Origin of the sequence: Geomonas silvestris (assembly GCF_014193515.1) — a bacterium.
Taxonomy (GTDB): Bacteria; Desulfobacterota; Desulfuromonadia; order Geobacterales; family Geobacteraceae; genus Geomonas; species Geomonas silvestris.
The window spans coordinates 636,676-654,700 of sequence record NZ_BLXX01000001.1 but is presented as its reverse complement, the minus strand read 5'-3'; the positions used below and the strand labels follow the sequence as shown (position 1 = coordinate 654,700).

Genomic DNA, 18,025 nt, shown 5'->3' with positions numbered 1-18,025 from the left:
CCGCCATGCACGGCAAACTCAAGTTCCCGCTCAGGTTCAAGGTGCTGTTGGCCCAGCTGCTCGGGGTCACCGTGGTACTGAGCCTGATCACCTTCACCATGGCGCGGCTGTTCCACGTCGACAAGACCGCCTATATCCACGACCTCACCTCCACGGTGGTGCTGCACACCGCCCAGGAGGCCAACGCCCTGATGGTCGTCTACCGGGAGCGCCTGCGGCTCTTTGCGCGGGTCGTGGGACGCGACGACCTGCAGGGGCGCCAGGAGGTCTTAAACGGGCTGTTCCAGGAGTTCGGCGAGTTCCTCATGGTAACCAGAAGCGACTTAAACGGCGAGGAGACCGTCTTCGACCAGGCGGCACTTGCCGCGGCGGGGCTTTCCAAGGACGCGCTTTTGGGGTACCGGGCCGCGCACCCGCTCCCCGCCGGGCTCAAGGTGGGGGAACCCTACCTGGAGAACTCCACCGTCTCGGCGAAGCTCCCCACGCTCACCCTGACCGTCACCGAGCCCACCCCGGACGGCGCGCTGAACGTGACCACCTCCGCGGTGATCCGCTTCGACAAGCTTCAGGGGCTGGCGCGCCACTCCCGGGTCTTCGAGACCTTCCTGCTGGACGCTGAGGGGCGCTTTCTCGCCCACTCGGAGCGCTCGCGCATCGGCACCCCGGCGCCGGGCGCCTGGTGGGGGCGGGTCAGGGGGTTGCGCACCCCCGGGATGACCATGGAGTACCAGGAACACGGCAACGGCATGGTGGGGGGCTTCTCTCCGGTGCGCTGCGGCGGGCTGACCGCCGGGGTGCAGATCCGCAAGAGCGCGGCCTACCTCACCTCGCGCGAGCTTCTGGGGGATCTCTTACTCCTGTCGCTCTCCCTTCTCGGGGCGGCGGCGTTATTGAGCCTCTACTGGTCGCACCGGCTGACCCGCCCCATCGAGGAGCTCTCCAAGGCGACCCGCATGGTGGGGCAGGGGCGCTTCGACATCGAGGTCAAGGCCGACACAGGCGACGAGATCGGCGCCCTGGCCGAGTCGTTCACCCGCATGGCGTCCGAGCTGCACACCCGCGAGCGGGCGCTCAAGGACCTCTACGGGCAGCTGGTGCAGTCCGAGAAGATGGCCGCCTTCGGCTCGCTGGGTGCGGGTATCGCCCACGAGGTGAAGAACCCGCTCGCCGGGATCCTCGGGATCACCCAGCTCTCGTTGCGCGGGGTGGAACAGGGGCATCCCCTGCAGAAGAACCTCCTGATCATCGAGAAGGAGACCAAGCGCTGCAAGACCATCATCGAGAACCTGCTCAAGTTCGCCCGGCAGGAACAGGTGGTCTTCGACGACGTGGACATCCCGCAGGTGGTCGCCGATGCCGTCGCCATCGTGGACCACCAGCTCGGCATCCACAGCATCAAGGTGGAACAGGAACTCGGCTGCGACCTCCCGGTCTGCCGGGGGAACGCGAACCAGCTGCAGCAGGTGCTCATGAACCTGATGATCAACGCCCAGCAGGCGATGGCCGGGAGCAGCGGGACGGTGCGCCTGGCGGCACGGAGAACGGACCGGGGCGGGGTGGAACTGCGGGTGGCGGACACCGGCCCCGGCATCCCGGAGGAGATCCAGGCGAGGATCTTCGAGCCCTTCTTCACCACCAAACCGGTGGGGCAGGGGACCGGGCTCGGGCTTTCGGTGAGCTACGGCATCGTCAAGGACCATGGCGGAGAGATCAGGCTGGAGAGTGCAATCGGAGCGGGAACCACCTTCATCATCACGCTTCCCGCAGCAACGGGGGCGGTTTTAGTCACGGCTACGGTCGGGGAGGATCTATGGAACTGTTAGTGGTAGATGACGAGGAAACCTTGAGAAGTGTCGTTTCACAGGTGCTTAGTGCCGACGGGTTCGAAGTGGCGGAGGCTGCCAGCGGCGAAGAGGCCTTGGCGGTCTTCAGGGAGAAATCGCACCCGCTGGTGATCACCGACATCCGGATGGGGGGGATGAGCGGCATCGAGCTCCTAGAGGAGATCAAGCGCCACAACCCGGACACCCAGGTGGTGATCATGACCAGTCACGCCTCGCTCGACACGGCCCTTTCGGCGATGCGCAACGGTGCCTACGACTACCTGGTGAAGCCGTTTGAGAGCCTGGACCTCATCTCCGCAGTGGCCGGGAGGGCGGCGGAGAAGGCCAGGCTGGTGGCGCAGAACCGGGAACTTCTGAACCAGCTGCAGCGTGCCAACAGCGAGCTGCAGGAGGTGAACAGCGTCCTCAAGGAGATGGCGGTGCGCGACGGGCTTACCGCCCTGTACAACCACCGGCACTTCCAGGAGGCGCTGGCCCTGGAGATCGCCCGCACGAACCGCTCCGGCAGGCCCTGCTCCATCGCCTTCATGGACGTCGACAACTTCAAGGCCTACAACGACACGCACGGGCATCCCGACGGGGACAAGCTTTTGCGCAGGCTTTCCGAGCTTTTGGTGTCGCACCTGCGCAGCTCGGACCTGGCGGCGCGCTACGGAGGTGAGGAGTTCGTGCTCTTGCTGCCGGACACCCCCAAGCAGGCGGCGGTCAGGATCGCCGAGGCGTTGAGGGTCAAGGTGGAGCAGGAGCGCTTCCCGGGGCGGGAGCGGCAGCCGCTGGGGCGGGTGACCATCAGCGTCGGGGTCGCCAGCTACCCGGGCGACGGTCCCGATGCCAAGGCTATCCTCGCCTGCGCGGACCAGCGGCTCTACCAGGCCAAACACGGCGGTAGGAACAGGGTGGTTGCGGAGTAGGGGAGGGGGGAAGGAAAAAGAGGAAAAGAGGGACGGAAGGGAAAAGGGGACAGGCACCTGGCGGTGCCTGTCCCTTTTAGCGTTTATCCCTGGATGGCGACCAGGCCGGCGCGCCCCGGGATTTCTCCCATGGAGAGCGGGGCGTCGGGGGCGCTGTCGCGGCAGGCGCGGGCGACCTCGCCCAAGGTGACGAAACGTGCCCCCATGAGCTTGAGGCGTTCGACCAGTTCGATGAACGAGTCGGCCATGACGCCGCCTTCCATCTCGGCATGGATGGTGTGGACGTTCAGGCCGCTTTTCATCTGCGAGAGGTAGAAGTCGTTCACATTGTCGGCGTCGATGCCGTTGGCGCCCAGGATCTCGTCGAGCGTGGGCCAGGTGCTGGGGATCTGCAGGGTGTAGAAGCGCTTGCCGTCGAAAACGGGATAGAACGGGGCGTAGCCTCGGCCGTCGCTGCAGTACTCGAGGTTCATGGAATCCTGCAACTCCAGCGAGGTCGCGGAGACGGTCCAGCCCGGGGCGGCGGTCGAACGTGGTGCGCTGCCGATGATGCGTTGGAAGAGATCCGCAGCGCGCCTGAGCTCGGAGGAGACCTTATCGCGGCTCAAACGGGGGAGGTAGTCGTGCCAGTAGACGTGGTCCCAGCAGTGCACGCCGGTTTCGTGTCCCCGGGCGGCGGTCTGCTTGAGTATCTCCGGGAAAGAGGCGGCGATATCGGGAGCCGGCAGGAGCGTGCCGTAGAGCATGGTGCGCAGGCCGTAGGCACTGGGGGCGCCGGTGCGCAGCATCTTTTGCAAAAACCCTTTGCGGGTGAAGATGCGCCGGATCGCCTTTCCAGAGTTATCCGGTCCCATCGAGAAGTAGAAGGTCGCCTTGATCCCGGCGCGCTCCATGATCTCCAGCAGGCGCGGGACCCCGTCGCGGGTGCCGGCGTAGGTGTCGACGTCAACTTTAAAAGCAATGGACAATGGACAATTGACAATTGACGATTGGGAATCAGTTGACGATTGGGAATCAGTTGACGATTGACGATTGATAATTGACGATGAGTCGGTTGAGCTTCCTGCTTTCTGGTCCTTGGATACTTCGTTGTTGGTTTCGCTCACGGTATTTTACCTGCTGCAAGTTAAAGGGGACGGGCTCCACTGGTGCCTGTCCCCTTTTCTGTGTCATGCTGCCTAATTGTCAATTGTCCATCGTCAATTGTGAATTGATTCAGGTGTTAATTGCCATTGTCCATTGTCAACCGTCAATTGATTACAGCAGATGCTCGATCTTCTCCCTCTGCTCGATGAGGTAGAAGTCGAGGGTCTGCTTCAGAGCGTCGTCGATGCTGGTCTTGGGCTCCCAGCCCAGCTTGTTCTTGGCGTTCTTCACGGACGGCACGCGGGTCAGCATGTCCTGGTACCCCTTGCCGTAGAAGCTGTCCGAGGTGGTCTCGACGATGCTGCAGTTCTCCGCCTTCTCGGCGTAGTCCGGGTACTGCTTCACCATGTCGCGCAGTTTCAAGGCCAGCTCTTTCACCGACAGGTCGTTGGTCGGGTTGCCGATGTTGAAGATGCTCCCGTCGGCGCAGCCGTCGCGGTTCTCGATGATCTTCATGAGGCAGTCGATGCCGTCCTCGATGAAGGTGAAGGAGCGGCGCTGGTTGCCGCCGTCCACCAGGGAGATCGGCTCGCCGGCCAGGATGTTGTAGAGGAACTGGGTGAGGACGCGCGAGCTCCCTTCCTTGGCGGTGGAGATGGAGTCGAGCTTGGGGCCGATCCAGTTGAAGGGGCGGAACAGGGTGTAGCGCAGCCCTTCGTGCTCGCCGTACGCGTAGATGACGCGGTCCAGCATCTGCTTGGCGCAGGAGTAGATCCAGCGCTCCTTGTTGATCGGACCCAGCATGAGCGGGGAGTTCTCCTCGTCGAACTCGGCGTCCGGGCTCATGCCGTAGACTTCCGAGGTGGAGGGGAAGATGACCCGCTTCTTGTATTTCACGCACTGGCGGATGATCTTCAGGTTCTCCTCGAAGTCCAGTTCGAAGACGCGCAGCGGATCCTTCACGTAGGTAACCGGGGTGGCGATGGCCACCAGCGGGAGCACCACGTCGCACTTCTTGATGTTGTACTCGATCCATTCCTTGTTGATGGTGATGTCACCCTCGAGGAAGTTGAAGCGGGGATGTCCCATGGAGTGCTCGAGCTTGTCGCAGCTCATGTCCAGGCCGTAGACTTCCCAGTCGGTGGTATCGAGGATCCTTCTGGTTAGCGCGTTGCCGATGAAGCCGTTGACGCCGAGGATAAGAACTTTCATGTGGTCTCCAATCTAAAAACGTGATTGATATCTGCCGGTTGACCTGAGGCCGGGGCAGGTGGCGTGCCCAAGGCAGGTCCTGCCGGAACACGGGTAGTGCGACTTTGGTGCAGCGCAGAGAATCAGCTCGCGCTGCCGAAACTGCTTCCGGTGAGGTCGGTCTGGACGGCGAAGGCGGTCGCGTCGAGCTCGCCGCTCTCCTCTTCCTGCAAACGCTCGATCTCCAAAAGCCCGGACCCGGTACCGACCAGGAGCGGGGTGCTGCTCACGATCCTGCCCGGTTCGCCCTGGCCCTCGGTGGGGCGTGCGCTCCAGATCAGGACCTTCTTGCCGTTCAGGCAGGTGAAGGCGCCGGGGTAGGGGTGCGTCACCCCGCGGATCAGGTTGTAGATCTCCACCGCGCTTTTTTGCCAGTCGATCCTGCCGTCGGCGGGCTTGCGGCCGCCGAAGTAGCTTCCCGCTGCCAGGTCCATCGGGATGCGCCGTGCGCGCCCTTCGATGAGCGGCTGGTAGGAGCGGGCCAGCACCTTGACCGCGGCCTCGGTCACCTTGTTGAAGACGTCGAACGCGGTGTCGGTGAAGTCGATAGCGACCTTCTCCTGGTCCACGATGTCGCCGGCGTCCGGTTTGGCGACCATGTAGTGCAGCGTGGCGCCGGTCTCGCTCTCGCCGTTGATCACCGCCCAGTTCACCGGGACCCTGCCGCGGTACTTGGGGAGGTAGGAGCCGTGCAGGTTGAGCGCGCCCAGCCGGGGGGTCTCCAGCACTTCCTCGCGGATCATGTTCCGGTAGTAGAAGGAGAGCAAAAGGTCCGGCGCGAGCTCTTTGAGCAGCTCGATGTTCTCCTTCAGGTTGATGTCCGAGGTCATCACCGGGATGCCGTGGCGCTCGGCGAGCTCGCGCACCGAGGCGAACCAGATCTCCTCGCTGGGAGAGTCGTCGTGGGTGAACACCATGGCGACGTCCGCGTCCTGGCGCAAGAGCTCCTCGAGACAGCGGTAGCCGACGTTATGATAGGCACAGACGACGAGCGTCTTCTTCTTTTCCACCAGTACACCTCTTGAGCCCCGGAGCAAAATCTGGGAGAAATGCGGAGAAGTAAAAGCCTTCGGGTTTCCAGCTTAAAAGCCTTTCCTCCGATTTTCTCCGTGTCTCCGTGGCAAGTCCTTAGCTTTTCCGATCTCCCGCGGCTACTGGAAGCCGTGCACCCGGCGCACCACGTAGCGCGGACGCTTGCGGACCTCCTGGTAGATCCTCCCCACGTACTCGCCCACCAGGCCGATGCCGAAGATGACGATCCCGATGAAGAAGAACAGGATGGCGAACAGGGTGAAGACCCCCTCCACCTCGGCGCCGATGATGAAGCGGCGGATCATCAGGAACACTGCGAAACCGACCGAGGCCACCGAGGTCAGGATCCCCATCAGCGCGAAGAGCTGCAGCGGCACCACCGAGAAGCCGGTCATCAGGTCGAAGTTGAGCCGGATCAGCCGGTACAGGGAGTACTTGCTCTCACCTTCGCCGCGCTCGGCGTGCCCCACCTCGATCTCGGTCGGGTTGGCGGCAAAGGTCTGCGCCAGCGCCGGGATGAAGGTGGTGGTCTCCTGGCAGTGGTTGATGTTGTCGACGACGTCGCGGTGGTAGGCGCGCAGCATGCAGCCGTAGTCGCTCATCTTCATGCCGGTCATCTTGTTGGTGGTGATGTTGACGACGCGCGAGGCCGCCTTCCGGAAGAAGGTGTCCTGACGCTTGAGCCGGATGGTCCCGACCACGTCGTGCCCCTTCTCGATCTCGGCGATCAGGCGCGGGATCTCCTCGGGCGGGTTCTGCAGGTCGGCGTCGAGGGTGATCACGATCTCGCCCGAGCTCTTCTCGAAGGCGGCCAGGATGGCCATGTGCTGCCCGAAGTTGCCGTTGAACTCGATGAGCCTCAGTTCCGGGACGCTCGGCAGCATCCCCTTCAGGATGCTCAGGGTGCGGTCGCGGGAGCCGTCGTCGGTGAAGATGATCTCGAACGGCTTGCCGAGACCGCGCATGACCGGAAGCAGGCGCTCCATGAGCGGGTTGAGGTTCCCTTCCTCATTGTAGGCGGGAACGACGATAGAAACGTACGGTTTATCCATGACTGATTCCAGATTCTCCGAGCAGTAGGATTCGGCGCTGGCTCTGGGTCAGCGTCTGTTGCGGGCGATCACCGTCTTCACCGCGGCGACCACGTCCTTGGCGTCTTCCAGCGTCATGAGCGGGAAGAGCGGCAGGGAGAGGATGCGCTCCGAGGCGTAGTCGGCGTTGGGGAGCTCGCCCGGCTGGATCTTCAAGAGATCGCGGTAGTAGGGGTGGTGGTGGATCGCCTTGAAGTGCAGGCCGGTGCCGATGTTTTCGCCTTTGAGCTGCGCCATGAAGGCGTCGCGGTCGATGGTCAGGTCCTCGATCTTGACGAGCGGGGTGTACAGGTGCCAGGCGTGGCGGTGCTCGTAGGGGACTTCCTTGGGCGTCACGATCTCGGGGACCTCGGCGAAGGCCTCGTTGTAGAGGTTCGCGATGATCGTGCGCATCTCGATGAAGCGGTCCAGCTTCTCCAGCTGGTGCAGCCCGAGCGCCGCCTGCAGGTCCATCATGTTGTACTTGAAGCCCGGCATCATGATGTCGTAGTTGGGGGTGCCGCTCGCCTCGTAGCGCTTCCAGGCTTCGCGGTTCATCCCGTGGAACTTCATGAGGGAGATTTCTTCGGCCAGGCGCTCGTCGCGGGTGACGACCATCCCCCCTTCGCCGGTGGTGATGTTCTTGATCGGGTGGAACGAGAAGATCGAGATGCTGTCCAGCGAGCCGATCCGGGCGCCCTTGTACTCGGTGCCGACGGCGTGGGCGGCGTCTTCGATGACGGTCAGGTTGAACTCGCGGGCCAGGGCGAAAATCTCGTCCATGTCGCAGGGCTGGCCGGCGAAGTGCACCGGGATGAGTGCCCGGGTGCGCGGGGTGATCTTGGCGCGCATCGCCTTCACGTCGACGTTGAGCGTCCCCGGCTCGATGTCGGCGAGGATCGGCGTGCCGCCCCCCTGGACGATCATGCTCACCGTGGCGGCGAAGGTCATCGGGGTGGTGATCACCTCGTCCCCCGGCTTCAGGCTCAGCGCCAGGATGGCCAGGTGCAGGCCGGCGGTCGCCGAGGCGAGGGGCACCGCGTAGGGAGCGCCGACGTAGGCCTTGAAGGCCTCCTCGAAGCGCTTCACCTTGGGACCGGTGGTGATCCAGCCGCTTTTAAGGGAGTCGACGACTTCGTTGATCTCTTCTTCGCCGATGGTCGGTATGGAAAACGGGAGAAATTTCTCGCGCATGGGGATCCTCCGGATCACTGGAATTTCAACCTGCCAATATTGCACGAACGGTTCGGGTGGTCAAACAATTTCGGGCAACGTGCCGTAATGAATACGGTATATAAAAGCGGCCCTACTGGTTTGCCGGCACCTGCCCGGTTTCCACCGGCCGGTTGCTCACCAAAAGCCTTCTCCCCACCTTGGTCACGACCGTTATCGGAGTCTTCACGTTAGCCTCAAGCTTCGGGAGGTCGCGCTGCTTTATGGTGGTGAAAAGCGGCGTGCCGGAGTCCCAAAGCTTGTGGAAGGCGTCGAAGTCCAGGAACCACTCCGCATGCCCCCCCTGGTCCCGCCCGAAGGTCAGTTCGTCAGGATCCCCCACCACGATCACCCGGCGGTGGGTGTAGAAGGCGATTCCCTGCTCGTAGCCGCTGTAGCAGGCGATACGCACCTCCTTGCCGGCCTTCTGGTTGATGGCCTGGGAGAACTCCTTGTTGGCGACGTCGGGGACCACACGGGCGTAGATCACCGGAGGGGCGATCAGGCAGAAGAAGTACGCCGTGATGGCCATGGTGGCGAGGAAACGGACCGGCTCTCCCCTAAAACCTGAGATGAGCGCCGCCACCCCCTGGCACAGGAAGAGACCGCCCACCAGCACCCCTTCGGGAAGCCCGATCTCGGGCTTCGGGAAGGTAAGCGGGTAGGCGATGGCCGCAGTTCCCAGCGCGAGGAGCAGGGTCCCGACGCCGACCGCGTGCCAGCGCATGCTCCTGGGCGAGCTGCCGCGCTCGAGCCAGGCGCCGATGAGCAGCGCAAGCGGCGGGAACACCGGCAGGATGTACGGGATCAGCTTCGAACTCGACTTGGAGAAAAAGGCAAAGATCACCACGGCCCAGAGCACCAGGAAGAGGGTGGCTCCGGTGCCGCGGCGCTCGGTCCAGCCACGTTTCAAGGCTGCCGGGATGAGCGGGGACCAGGGGAGCAGGGTCGCCAGGAGCACCGGGACGAAGAACCAAATCGGCTGGTAGCGGTGGTGCACCTTGGTCAGGAAGCGCTGGAAATGCTCGTGGATGAAGAAGAACTGCGGGAACTCCGGGTTTCTCAAGGACACCAGCACGAACCAAGGGGCGCAGACGGCGAAGAAGAGTAACCCGCCGGTAAAAAGGCGCATCTCGGCGAGCAGGCGCCACCTCTTGGTGAAGAGCAGGTACAGGAAGATCACGGCGCCGGGGAGCACGATGCCGATGAGTCCCTTGGCCAGCACCGCAAGCCCCATACTTATATAGAAGAGGTAGTACCAAAGCCCCTTCTGGCGCTCCTCCTCGCGCTGGGCCAGGGCGAAGCAGCCAAAGGCGCAGGTCAAAAGGAAGCTGAGGGTCATGTCGGTGAAGTTGATGCGGGCCTGCACCAGGAAGCCGCCGGTGCTCCCCAGGATGAGCGCGGCGTAGAGCCCGACACGGCGCCCCATGAGCCGGCGCCCCAGGTAGTAGGTGACCAGCACGGTCAAAAGCCCGCACAGGGTGCCGGCGAAGCGCGCGGCGAACTCGTTCTCGCCGAAAAGGGTCAGCGAGAGCGCGTTCAGCCAGTAGTGCAGCGGGGGCTTCTCGAAGTACTTCACCCCGTTCAGCATCGGGGTCACGAAGTCGTGGCGCAAGAGCATCTCGCGCGGGATCTCGATGTAACGCCCCTCGTCGGGGTCGATGAGCGGCAGCGCCCCCAGTCCCTGGAAGAACAGCGTGCCGAAGACGATGGCCAAAAGTCCCAGGTCGCGCATGAGGCTTTCGTTTTCCTGGCGCAGGTAGCGCATCAATCCGTTGAAGGGTGAAATCATGAGGCAACCTCGGCTTTTTTCTCGCGCCTGATCAGGTCGAACTGGCAGGCTTCGGGGATCCCGGGGACGACGATGCGCTGGTTGGCGTGGGCCACCTGCAGCGGCTCCCCGGCCTCGTTGTGCATCGCGGTGAGGGTGAAGGTGGTGAAACTGGCACCCTGGCCTATGAGCTCCAGCCGGTCGCCGACCTCGAGCCGGTTGCGCACCCCGAGCAGGGTCCCCGCCTCGGCCTGCTCCTCGACCGTCGCCACGAACTGGTAGGTGCGCACGTAGTCCGACCAGTACTCGTGGTCCACGTCGCGCGGCTTGCCGAGCAGGAACCCGGTGGTGTAGCCGCGGTGGCTTACCTTGTTCAGCTCGGCGAGCCACTCGCGCTTCAGTTCGTAGCGCTCCGGGTCGGCGCAGTAGCTGTCAAGGGCGGCGCGGTAGATCCGGATCACGCTGGCCGCGTAGTAGATCCCCTTCATGCGCCCCTCGATCTTCAGCGAGTCGACCCCGCTTCGCACCAGCTCGGGGAGCTGTTCGATGAGGCAGAGGTCCTTCGAGTTGAAGATGTAGCTGCCGCTCTCGTCCTCGTGGATCGGGAAATACTCGCCGGGGCGGGTCTCCTCGACGATGGCGTAGTTCCAGCGGCAGGGCTGGGTGCACTCACCCTTGTTGGCGTCGCGGCCGGTCATCGCGCTTGAGAGCAGGCAGCGCCCCGAGTAGGAGATGCACATCGCGCCGTGTATGAACGCCTCGAGCTCCATCGATGAGCGCTCGCGGGTCTCGCGGATCTCCTCGAGCGGCATCTCGCGGGCCAGGTTGACCCGTCGGATCCCCTGTTTCTCCCAGAAACGGACGCTGCGCCAGTTGGTGGTGTTGGCCTGGGTGGAGAGGTGGATGTCGCGTCCGGGGGAGATCTCCTGGATCAGTTCGATGACCCCGGGGTCTGCGGCGATGTAGGCGTCCAGCGGGAGGTGCGCGATATCCCTCAAGTAATCGCCCAATTGGTCGATGCCTTCATTGCCGGGATAGGCGTTGAGGGTGAGGTAGACCTTGACGCCGTGCCGGTGCGCGTAGGCGACGGCCTCGTCAAGCTCGGGGATGGTGAAGTTGTCGGCCAGGTTGCGCAGTCCGAAGGCCTTGCCGCCCAGGTAGACGGCGTCGGCGCCGTAGCGGATGGCGACCTTGAGTTTCTCCATGTTCCCGGCCGGTGCCAGGAGTTCGGGTTTTTTCACGAAGGGTACGACCTTTCAATAGTTCAAATAAGCGCCGGAAACCTGAGGGCAAGCCCTGCAAACCGGAGCGCGATCCTAGCACAGATGGCCCTTATAATGAACCCCCAAAAGGGCGCTTTCTCCTTGACATTGCCATCCAAAAAGCTTTAATTATGTTAAATTTTTGCCCGGGGGAGGCGCTCAAGGCCCGTTTTTACTGGGTTTTTGTCGGTGTGGAAGGCTCGGTTTCGGCCGATTGACGCACCGCTCAACAGCTGCTTCATGAGCCGATGGCTGAAAACCGGGTAACCGCTCGGACTGAAAACTGCGTCTATTGAATGACCTCGTCCATCAGGATGAGGGGAGAGGCCGGGGCGCCCTAAGCCCTACGAGGAGCGTATGAAGAAGCCTGTCTGTTTAGCACTGCTCTTTTTCTGTCTGACGGGGACCCTGGCGCTGGCACAGACCACTAAGGAAGAACCTACCATTTACACGGTGGCGCCGGGCGACACGATGTGGGGACTGTCCAAGCGTTTTCTGAACGACCCCTACTACTGGCCCAATCTCTGGGCGGCGAACCCCACGGTCGGCAACCCCCACTTCATCTACCCCGGCCAGCGCATCAAGGTTTACAGCGACCGGATCGAGATCGAGGAGGCGCCGCGCCCTAACCGGCCGCAAGCGGCGCAGCCTCCCGCCGGGAAGGCCCCGGTCGCGGCAGCTGAGGAGCCGGCCGCAGCGCGCGAGTTCAAGATCACCGGTTCGGAAGGCTTCCTGATGGAGCGCCAGATCGTTCCGGCCGGGGTGATCGTCTCGACCCACCAAAACCGCGCCATCGTCGGCACCGACGACATCGTCTATACCGATGTGGGCCGGGCGAACGGTGCCAACGTCGGCGACCGCTTCACCGTCTATCAGAAAATGGGGGCGGTGAGCCACCCGGTCACCAACGAGATCCTGGGCGAACGCGTCCTGCCGCTCGGCGAATTGCAGCTCTCCGAGGTCGACCCGAAGGTTTCCAAGGCGATCATCACCAAGTCCTACCAGGAAATCAGCGCCGGTGCCTTCTTGCTCCCCTACCAGGAGCGCCGGGTGCACGTCCCGCTCAAGGCTGCGGACCGCGACCTGGTGGGTTACATCGTGGAGAGCCAGACCGGCAACCAGGCCCTCGCGGTAGGGGATGCCGTCTACCTCGACCTGGGTACCGCCCACGGCCTCAAGGCCGGGAACCTGCTCTACATCGTGCGCGACGTGAAGCCGGACCAGCGCTACACCCTGGCGAAGATCGAGCAGCTCCCCGTCGAGGTGATCGGCGCCCTGGTGGTGGTGCGGACCGGCGTCAACACCTCGACCGCCCTCATCGTCAAGTGCGTCGACACCGTCTACCGCGGCGACCGCGTGGAGCTCAAGAAGGCCAGGTAGCCGCCTCCGGGGGGAACCCCATGGATCACTACTACTGGTTCGCCCTGAAGTCGGTGCCCCAGGTGGGCAACGTCACCTTCCTGCGGCTTTTGGCGCACTTCGGTTCCCCGGAGCGCGCACTGAAGGCAACGGCCGCGGAGCTTGCTCAGGTGAAGGGGCTCGGTCCCGCGGCGCGGGAGTCGCTTAGCGCCTTTAACTGGCGCCCGGCTGCCGACAGGGAATGTGAACGTCTCGCGGCCTGCGGGGCCGGCGTGGTCGACATCCTCTCGGAGCGCTACCCGAAGCCCCTCATGGAGATCCCGGACCCCCCTCCGTTTCTCTTCGTTACGGGGGAACTGAAGGGGAGCGAGCCGGCGGTCGCCCTGGTTGGCTCCCGGCGCGCCACGCAGTACGGCCTGTGCACCGCCACCAGACTCGCCAGGGACCTTTCCCGCTGCCAGGTCGCCGTGGTCTCGGGGATGGCGCGCGGCATCGACACCGCGGCGCACTGGGGTGCGGTGAAAGGGGGCGGGCGCAGCATCGCGGTCCTTGGCTGCGGCATCGACGTGGTCTACCCGCCCGAGAACCAGGCGCTCTTTGAAGCGGTGGCAGCAACGGGGGCGCTCATCTCCGAGTTTCCCCTGGGGACCGAGCCGCTGGCCGAAAACTTCCCGCGGCGCAACCGGATCATCTCCGCCATCTCGCGCGGCGTGGTGGTGGAGGCGGGCGAGAAGAGCGGCTCGCTCATCACCGCCCGGTTCGCCCTGGAACAGGGGCGCGAGGTTTTCGCGGTCCCCGGCAACGTCACCCTGAGCGGCAGCCGGGGCGCAAACGGCCTCATCAAGGAAGGGGCCAAGCTCGTGGAGCGGGTGGAGGACATCCTGGAGGAGCTGCGGCTCCCCTGTCCGGATGCCGATCCGGAGAGGCCGCCCGAGTTCTCGCTTACCCCCCGGGAGGCCGAGCTCTACGTGCTCCTTTGCCGCGGGGCGCTGCAGATCGACGAGATCATCGTCCAGAGCGCGCTCACCCCCGGCGAGGTATCCGCCACGCTTTTGAGCCTCGAATTGAAAGGGGCCATCGTGCAGCTCCCCGGCAAGCACTTCAGCGTCACCTGAATAAAAGCTTTTTTGCCTTTTCCCCGAATGGTCATTACACTAGGGGCTTGAACCAGATCAATCCGATAACCCAGGTGGTCACATGTCTCAGCATCTCGTCATCGTAGAGTCTCCCGCCAAGGCGAAGACCATAGAAAAATTTCTCGGGCCCGACTACAAGGTGCTGGCCTCCTTCGGCCACGTGCGCGCGCTCCCCAGCAAGCAGGGTTCGGTGGACATCGACCACGAATTCGAGCCTAAGTACGCGGTGCTGCCGGAGAGCAAGAAGCACATCGACGCCATCAAGAAGGAACTGAAGGGGATCAACTCGCTTTTGCTCGCGACTGACCCCGACCGCGAAGGGGAGGCGATCTCCTGGCACCTTCTGGCAGCGCTTGGGCTCGATAACGGCAAGAAGCCGCCCTTCGACATCAAGCGAGTGGTGTTCCACGAGATCACCAAGGATGCCATCGTCAACGCGGTGCAAAACCCGCGCAACATCGCGCTCGACCTGGTGCACGCCCAGCAGGCCCGTTCCATCCTGGACTACCTGGTCGGCTTCACGCTGTCGCCGTTTCTCTGGAAGAAGATCCGCTACGGGCTCTCCGCCGGGCGCGTTCAGTCGGTGGCGCTCAGGCTGATCTGCGAGCGCGAGAAGGAGATCCAGGCCTTCAAGGAGCGCGAGTACTGGTCCATCTCGGCAAAACTCGAGACCGGCAAGAAGAAGGACCTGAGCGCTTCACTCATCGAGGCCGAAGGCAAGAAGCTCGGCAAGTTCGACATCCCGGACCAGGAGGCGGCCTTCCGGCTCTTCGGCCAGTTGGGTGGGCGGAAGTTCCAGCCGGTGAACGCACGCGAGGGTGAGGAAGGGAGCGCAGGCGAGGCGAAGGCGCTCGGCAGCGCCGGCGAGCCCCGCCTGGTCGAGAAGCCGGTCAATCCGGTCTACCGGGTCGAGAAGATCACCAAGAGCGAGCGCAAGCGCCAGCCTTCGCCGCCGTTCACCACCTCGACGCTGCAGCAGGAGGCGGCCAGAAAGCTCGGTTTCTCCGCCAAGAAGACCATGTCCACCGCGCAGAAACTCTACGAGGGTATCGACATCGGGGAAGGGGCCGTCGGTCTCATCACCTACATGCGTACCGACTCGGTGGCGCTCTCCCAGGTGGCGCTCGACGACGCGAAGGCGCTTATCACCTCGCTCTACGGCAAGGATTACGCGCTCGCCAAGCCGCGCGTCTTCAAGAACAAGTCGAAAAACGCCCAGGAGGCGCACGAGGCGGTGCGGCCGACCTACATCTCCAAGACCCCGATCGAGCTCAAGAAGTACCTCACCTCGGACCAGTTCAAGCTCTACGACCTGATCTGGAAGCGCACTGTGGCCTGCCAGATGGCCGAGGCGCTTTTGGACCAGACCTCGGTGGAGATCTCCGCAGGGGAGGGCTTCCGCTTCCGGACCGCCGGCACCGTGATCCGCTTCGCCGGATTCATGAAGCTCTACATCGAAGGGGTCGACGACGAGGTCGAAGAGAAGGAGGGGATGCTCCCGCCCTTGACCGAGGGCGAAGTGCTCGACCTGAAAGAGCTCCTCCCCGAGCGGCACTTCACCCAGCCGCCGCCGCGCTACACCGAGGCGAGCCTGGTGAAGACCCTGGAGGAGTACGGTATCGGCCGTCCGTCCACCTACGCCTCCATCATGAACACGCTCACCGAGAGGAAGTACGCCCGCCTGGACAAAAAGCGCTTCTTCCCCGAAGACGTCGGCATGGTGGTGTCGGACCTTTTGACCAACCACTTCACCCAGTACGTGGACTACAACTTCACGGCGAACCTCGAGGAAGAGCTCGACATGGTCTCGCGCGGCGAGAAGCAGTGGCGGCCGCTGTTGCACCAGTTCTGGGGACCCTTTATCGACCTCCTGAAGCACAAGGAGTCCGAGCTCAGCAAGTCGGATCTCACCACCGAGGCGACCGACGAGGTCTGCCCCGAGTGCGGCAAGCCCCTGGTGGTGAAGCTCGGCAAGTTCGGTAAGTTCTACGCCTGCTCCGGGTATCCCGAGTGCCGCTACATCAGGGCTCTCGACAAGGAGACCGGTGAGGTGGTCGAGCCGGTCTTGTCCGAGGAGGTCTGTGACAAGTGCGGCAGCCAGATGCTCATCAAGGACGGGCGTTTCGGCAAGTACCTGGCCTGCTCGGCGTACCCCAACTGCAAGAACATCCAGCCCCTGGTGAAGCCCAAGGGGACCGGGATCACCTGTGTCGAGTGCGGCAAAGGTGAGCTGATCGAGAAGAAGTCCCGCTTCGGCAAGCTCTTCTACTCCTGCAACCGCTACCCCGAGTGCAAGTTCGCCGTCTGGGACCAGCCGGTGCAGCAGCCCTGTCCCAAGTGCGGTTTCCCGCTTTTGGTGAAGAAGGTGTACAAGCGCCAGGGCGAGTTCTTGAAGTGCCCCAAAGAGGGGTGCGACTGGAAGAGCACCGACTAGGGGCGCGCCAGCGGCACAGTACGGCGCTTACTGCGCTTTTACGGCGGGGCCTTTGCGGCCCCGCTTGTCGTTTCACCTGCAATTTATTTCATGGGACCGACCAGTCCGATTCGACTGATCGGTCCGATGACAGCGATTATCAGCAAGGAGCATTAATGACGCAAAACGTAACCGTAATCGGCGGTGGCCTGGCAGGCTGCGAAGCCGCCTGGCAGCTCGCTTCCCGCGGGGTGCCGGTGACCCTGTACGAAATGAAACCGGTGCAGTTCAGCCCGGCACACGAGCTTCCCGGGCTGGGCGAACTGGTCTGCTCCAACTCGCTGCGCGGCGACTCGCTGGAGAACGCGGTGGGGCTTTTGAAGGAGGAGCTGCGCCGCCTGGGCTCGCTCTTCATGGAAGCGGCCGAGGCGACCAAGGTGCCGGCCGGCGGCGCGCTCGCCGTGGACCGCGAGCTCTTCTCGGCGTACCTCACCGAAAAGATCGAGGGGCACCCGCTCATCACCGTGGTGCGCGAAGAGGTCAGCGAGATCCCGGCCGAGGGGATCGTGGTGGTCGCCTCCGGGCCGCTCACCTCCGGCGCGCTGGCAGAGGAGATCGGCCGGCTGGCCGGGAACTACCTCTACTTTTACGACGCCATTGCGCCGATCGTCTCGGCCGAATCGATCGACTACGAAAAGGCCTTCCGCGCCTCGCGCTACGGCAAGGGGGACGGCGACGACTACCTGAACTGCCCCATGGACCAGGAGCAGTACCAGAATTTCGTGACCGAGTTACTGAACGCCGAGAAGGTGGAGCCCAAGAGCTTCGAGAAGGTGGTGCACTTCGAAGGGTGCATGCCGATCGAGGAGATGGCGAGCCGCGGCCCGGAGACCCTGCGCTTTGGTCCCATGAAGCCGGTGGGGCTCGTAGATCCGCGGGTGGGGGTCGAACCGCACGCCGTGATCCAGTTGCGCCAGGAAAATCGCGAGGCGAGCATGTACAACCTGGTCGGCTTCCAGACCAAGCTCACCTGGCCCGAACAAAAGCGCATCTTCCGGATGATCCCCGGGCTTGAGAACGCCGAGTTCGTGCGCCTTGGTTCCATGCACCGCAACACCTTCATCAACGCCCCGACGCTTCTGGAGCCGACCTGCCGCCTGAAGAGCGATCCGCGCCTCTTCTTCGCCGGCCAGATCACCGGCGTCGAGGGGTACGTCGAGTCCGCCTCGAGCGGCTTCGTGGCCGGCGTCAACGCCGCCCGGCAAGCCCTGGGCGAGCCGCTTACCGTACCGCCGGCCGAGACCGCAATCGGCGCCCTGGCGGTGCACATCACCAACGCCGAGGCGGCCCACTTCCAGCCGATGAACGTGAACTACGGCCTCTTCCCGCCGCTCCCCGGCCGGGTGAAGAAGAAGGAAAAACGAGGACTCTTGGCCCAGCGCGGCCTGGAAGCCCTGGAACCGTGGAAACTGCAGGTTGAGGTTAAGGTTAAGTAGCGGCGAGATACAAACCCTGAAGCTCCCCGCCCCTTGTGGGAGGTTTATCCGGAAATTTGGGGAAAGCCGTCCAATTAGGTCCCCTCTCCCCTTGCGGGACAGGGTGAGGGGGAAGACAGGTCACACATCATTGCCGATGGCAGCTTCACCCACCCCCCCGCCCCCTCCCGTCAAGGGAGGGG

At 63.6% G+C, this 18,025-nt stretch carries 13 protein-coding genes; 6 read left to right on the top strand and 7 right to left on the bottom strand.

The genetic code is table 11. The features are described 5' to 3' along the window. The first annotated feature begins 5 nt into the window (after positions 1–5). Positions 6–1,823 carry a sensor histidine kinase gene (locus GMST_RS02790; protein ID WP_183353083.1) on the top strand — a complete coding sequence of 606 codons (1,818 nt, stop codon included), beginning with the start codon at positions 6–8 and terminating at the stop codon, positions 1,821–1,823. After that, a complete protein-coding gene (locus GMST_RS02785; RefSeq protein ID WP_183353082.1) occupies positions 1,811–2,755 on the top strand; it encodes a diguanylate cyclase in 945 nt (314 codons plus the stop codon). The genes GMST_RS02790 and GMST_RS02785 overlap by 13 nt, the downstream gene beginning before the upstream one ends. Positions 2,756–2,838: 83 nt before the next feature. Here the strand turns inward: GMST_RS02785 and GMST_RS02780 are convergent, their stop codons facing one another. The 7 genes from GMST_RS02780 to GMST_RS02750 form a co-directional block, all read right to left on the bottom strand. Further along, a complete protein-coding gene (locus GMST_RS02780) occupies positions 2,839–3,723 on the bottom strand; it encodes a 4-deoxy-4-formamido-L-arabinose-phosphoundecaprenol deformylase (protein ID WP_183353081.1) in 885 nt (294 codons plus the stop codon). A 289-nt stretch (positions 3,724–4,012) separates the two neighbouring features. Beyond that, a complete protein-coding gene (locus GMST_RS02775; RefSeq protein WP_183353080.1) occupies positions 4,013–5,053 on the bottom strand; it encodes a bifunctional UDP-4-keto-pentose/UDP-xylose synthase in 1,041 nt (346 codons plus the stop codon). A gap of 122 nt (positions 5,054–5,175) precedes the next feature. Further along, positions 5,176–6,102 (bottom strand): formyltransferase, encoded by a 927-nt coding sequence (locus GMST_RS02770; protein ID WP_183353079.1) that lies wholly within the window; start codon positions 6,100–6,102, stop codon positions 5,176–5,178. 141 nt (positions 6,103–6,243) lie between these two features. Next, complete coding sequence (locus GMST_RS02765; protein ID WP_183353078.1) at positions 6,244–7,176, bottom strand: glycosyltransferase; 933 nt, start codon at positions 7,174–7,176, stop codon at positions 6,244–6,246. Positions 7,177–7,224: 48 nt separating this feature from the next. Further along, on the bottom strand, positions 7,225–8,388 hold the full coding sequence (locus tag GMST_RS02760) for a DegT/DnrJ/EryC1/StrS family aminotransferase (RefSeq protein WP_183353077.1): 1,164 nt from the start codon (positions 8,386–8,388) through the stop codon (positions 7,225–7,227). Positions 8,389–8,500: 112 nt separating this feature from the next. Beyond that, positions 8,501–10,198, bottom strand: a complete 1,698-nt coding sequence (locus GMST_RS02755) for a glycosyltransferase family 39 protein (RefSeq protein WP_246399168.1) — start codon at positions 10,196–10,198, stop codon at positions 8,501–8,503. Then, a complete protein-coding gene (locus tag GMST_RS02750) occupies positions 10,195–11,418 on the bottom strand; it encodes a peptidase U32 family protein (protein WP_183353076.1) in 1,224 nt (407 codons plus the stop codon). The genes GMST_RS02755 and GMST_RS02750 overlap by 4 nt, the downstream gene beginning before the upstream one ends. A gap of 378 nt (positions 11,419–11,796) precedes the next feature. Between GMST_RS02750 and GMST_RS02745 the strand changes: the two genes are divergently transcribed. The 4 genes from GMST_RS02745 (at position 11,797) to trmFO (ending at position 17,843) form a co-directional block, all read left to right on the top strand. Further along, complete coding sequence (locus GMST_RS02745) at positions 11,797–12,819, top strand: LysM peptidoglycan-binding domain-containing protein (RefSeq protein WP_183353075.1); 1,023 nt, start codon at positions 11,797–11,799, stop codon at positions 12,817–12,819. A gap of 20 nt (positions 12,820–12,839) precedes the next feature. Continuing rightward, positions 12,840–13,913, top strand: a complete 1,074-nt coding sequence (dprA, locus tag GMST_RS02740; protein WP_183353074.1) for a DNA-processing protein DprA — start codon at positions 12,840–12,842, stop codon at positions 13,911–13,913. 82 nt (positions 13,914–13,995) lie between these two features. Beyond that, positions 13,996–16,368 carry a type I DNA topoisomerase gene (gene topA, locus GMST_RS02735; RefSeq protein ID WP_183353073.1) on the top strand — a complete coding sequence of 791 codons (2,373 nt, stop codon included), beginning with the start codon at positions 13,996–13,998 and terminating at the stop codon, positions 16,366–16,368. 155 nt (positions 16,369–16,523) lie between these two features. Continuing rightward, positions 16,524–17,843 (top strand): methylenetetrahydrofolate--tRNA-(uracil(54)-C(5))-methyltransferase (FADH(2)-oxidizing) TrmFO, encoded by a 1,320-nt coding sequence (trmFO, locus tag GMST_RS02730; protein WP_183353072.1) that lies wholly within the window; start codon positions 16,524–16,526, stop codon positions 17,841–17,843. Positions 17,844–18,025 lie beyond the last annotated feature (182 nt).